Genomic DNA, 2,845 nt, shown 5'->3' with positions numbered 1-2,845 from the left:
CCCTTGTCCGCACGCAACTTGCCCGGGCGTTTGCGGGGATGGCCATTCAGACCCGAGACTGCCGGAATGGCATCGAGCGTGGGCTCGAATGCCATCGAGTCGTGTCGGTTGGCGCCCGTGACCGTGATGGCCAGTGGAATGCCGCGCGCGTCTACAACGATGTGCCGTTTCGACCCGAGCTTTCCCCGGTCTGTCGGGTTGGGGCCGGTTTCCTGGCCCCCGGGGGCTGGCAACACTGGCAGCATCGAGGCTCGCCCTTCGAACCGGAAGCCAACAGGGTTTCCATCGCTTACGCCCTGCCCATGCACGCGCTTTGTCGCGGATCGGTCCTCGGCACCGAAAATATCCGCTCAGCATTCGCCGTTCCAACTGCTACCCGGCTCCAAAATCGCGCAACCGGTCTAGCAGGCTGTTGAAAAGCGCCCCGTCATGACGACCGAAGCTACGTTCAGGAGACTTGCGCGTGCAATTTCCCGCTGAATTACCGGTTTGCCGCGCGATCCGCGCGGGGCATGCGCACGCATGCAGCCCTGCTGGCGCGCAGTCTTCACGCCGTGACGGCTCGTCGCGCCGCTCCTTGCGGCACCACCCCTGGCATTCGGGCCATGCGGGTCAGATTGCTCGCAACCATCGTCAGCTTGAAGTGCTGGTCGACGGGCTTGATACCGCGATAGACCGTCTGCCGGATCCGACCGACCGTTTTACCTCAGCCGAAATGCTCTTCCATTCGTTTGCGGATGATCTGGCTAATCCGGTAGCCCGCGTGCCGCGAAGTGCGACCGTCGATTGCGCTGCCGCCCCAACGCTCATCGTTGCGCGGGACATGCGGTGTCACGTTGCGAGCGCGGCAATCGTTCACGAAGTCGCGGGTGTCATACGCCTTGTCGGCACCAACTGTCTTCGCATGAGCGCCTGGCACGCAATCGAGCAATTGCAATGCGCTGGCCCGCTCGGCGAAACCATCTGCGTGACTGACCACGGCGCCGACCACCAGCCCCGAGCGATTCTCCATCAGGATGTGCCCGTGGTAGCACAGGATGACCGGGCTCTTGTGGCTCTTCTTGAACAATCGCGCCTCCGGATCAGTAGTCGTGCGTCGCATTGCTACGTCGCTCGCCTTTCCAGTCAGTGTCGGCGTTGCGGCCACCGCCGGCTGGCGGACCATCGTCCGGGCCGTCCTTGCGGCGGAAGCTCTTGTGACTGGCCCACGCCTGAATCAACGTGCCGTCCACCGAGAAATGCTCTCTCGACAGCAAGCCCCGCTTGTCCGCCAGGCTCATGACTTCGGTGAAGAACGCTTCCACGACTTCATGCTCCAGAAGCCGGTCGCGGTTCTTCGAGAACACCGAGTGGTCCCACACGGCGTCCTCAATCGCCAGCCCGACAAACCAGCGGAACAGCAGGTTGTAGCGCATCTGCTCCATCAGCATGCGCTCGCTGCGCACCGAGTAGAACACCTGCAACAGCAGCGCCCGCATCAGCTTCTCAGGCGCAATCGAGGCACGGCCGGTGTCCGCGTAGATGACGCTGAACAGCCCATTGAGCCGTTTCAACGCATCATTCACCAGCAACCGGATCGGTCGCAACGGGTGATCTGCCGGGACGAAGTCCTCGAGCTTGACCGTCGTGAACAGGGGTTCCTGCATCTCATCCATTCCGCGCATCGCATCCGCTGCCAAAGATCATGAACACGATATCCATAACGCCCGTCCCTCAAACCCCGTTTACACGGGACCCAAATTCAACAGCCTGCTAGGGGACTCTATCCCCCTACATCGCGACCCTCCAGAGAGATATTGTCGCTTTCATTAGGCCATTGACGGGGTGACAGCTGCTAGCGGCGAGCACCATCGACGAGCATATCAATGCGGGGCAGCGAGCAGCGATGTGCTGCACAAAGTGATCGGCCAGTTAACGAAAGCAAGTAATGCGGCAGTGTATTGCAATATTTTACATGAAAAATAGTAGCCTTCAGGGATGGTTAGACATTAAATCCATTTGTCATTAAATCATTTAACTTTCTTCGCATTAACAACCTGATTTAAAGGAAATCGCCATGAGTGTTCGTAACTACCTTGCACATCGCAACATTGTCCGCCGCATGGAACGTGAAGGACGTGCCTATCGCAGTTATCACGTCACCTTGACGGATGACGGGGAGTGGATGCACGCGGCCGGCGCGGACTTTCTGTTCGCGTACCTCGAAAACTCCTGGCCTGCGGACGTGAAAACCCAGGTGGTGGACGCTTTCAAGCAGGCGTTGACAATGTCCTCGACCATCAAAACAGCCGTTCTGAATACCTCAGGACAGGCAGTGGAATCGGGGCTGTACCTTGTCGACCAGAGCACGATGACGCAAGCCATGAATTCCGTCGCGGGCATGGGCATTACGAGCGTTGACCAGAATAGCGAGAGCGGTTCCGGTACCGCGGTCTCCATTACCGAGGAGTTCTTTGCTGCAATTCTCGGCGGTCTCGGCGGAGACGTGGCACCGATGCTCGACTATCTCACGACCGAGATGGGCGATGTACAGGCACAAACGAAAAAGAGCACTGTCGCGTCGAAATTCGGCACGGTGATCGGGACCATTTCAGTCATGCCTGTGCTTTACGTTCCGGTCACCAACTTCGTCTACGCCTACTCGGACTCTCAAGCGAGCTCATGGTTCGTCAAGGTCAATTGCGGCAGCGTGGAGCACGAATCCTACTCGCACGCCTATGTCAAAGCCATTTTGAAATGTCCGCTTACTGGCCAAGTTCAAATGTCCGCTTTTAGGGGGTGGGAATCGGTCTCTCACCCGGTTTTTATTCACGCAGTGTCGAAGGATAGCGTTTGAACTGGCAGG

1 protein-coding gene and 2 pseudogenes are annotated in these 2,845 nt (G+C 58.6%); 1 reads left to right on the top strand and 2 read right to left on the bottom strand.

The genetic code is table 11. The features are described from left to right. Both ACLFKU_RS42945 and ACLFKU_RS42940 read right to left on the bottom strand, forming a co-directional pair. Positions 1-258 (bottom strand): annotated as a pseudogene (locus ACLFKU_RS42945) (transposase); the annotation flags it as partial. Between the two features lie 289 nt (positions 259-547). Further along, positions 548-1,664: pseudogene (locus ACLFKU_RS42940) on the bottom strand (IS5 family transposase). A gap of 392 nt (positions 1,665-2,056) precedes the next feature. On the opposite strand from ACLFKU_RS42940, the gene ACLFKU_RS42935 reads away from it, so the two are divergent. After that, positions 2,057-2,836 (top strand): hypothetical protein, encoded by a 780-nt coding sequence (locus ACLFKU_RS42935; protein ID WP_410853284.1) that lies wholly within the window; start codon positions 2,057-2,059, stop codon positions 2,834-2,836. Positions 2,837-2,845: the final 9 nt, after the last annotated feature.

The organism is Paraburkholderia sp. EG304 (assembly GCF_046543485.1).
Classification (GTDB): Bacteria; Pseudomonadota; Gammaproteobacteria; order Burkholderiales; family Burkholderiaceae; genus Paraburkholderia; species Paraburkholderia youngii.
The sequence above is the reverse complement of the archived record's forward strand: the minus strand, read 5'-3'. Positions and strand labels throughout refer to the sequence as shown.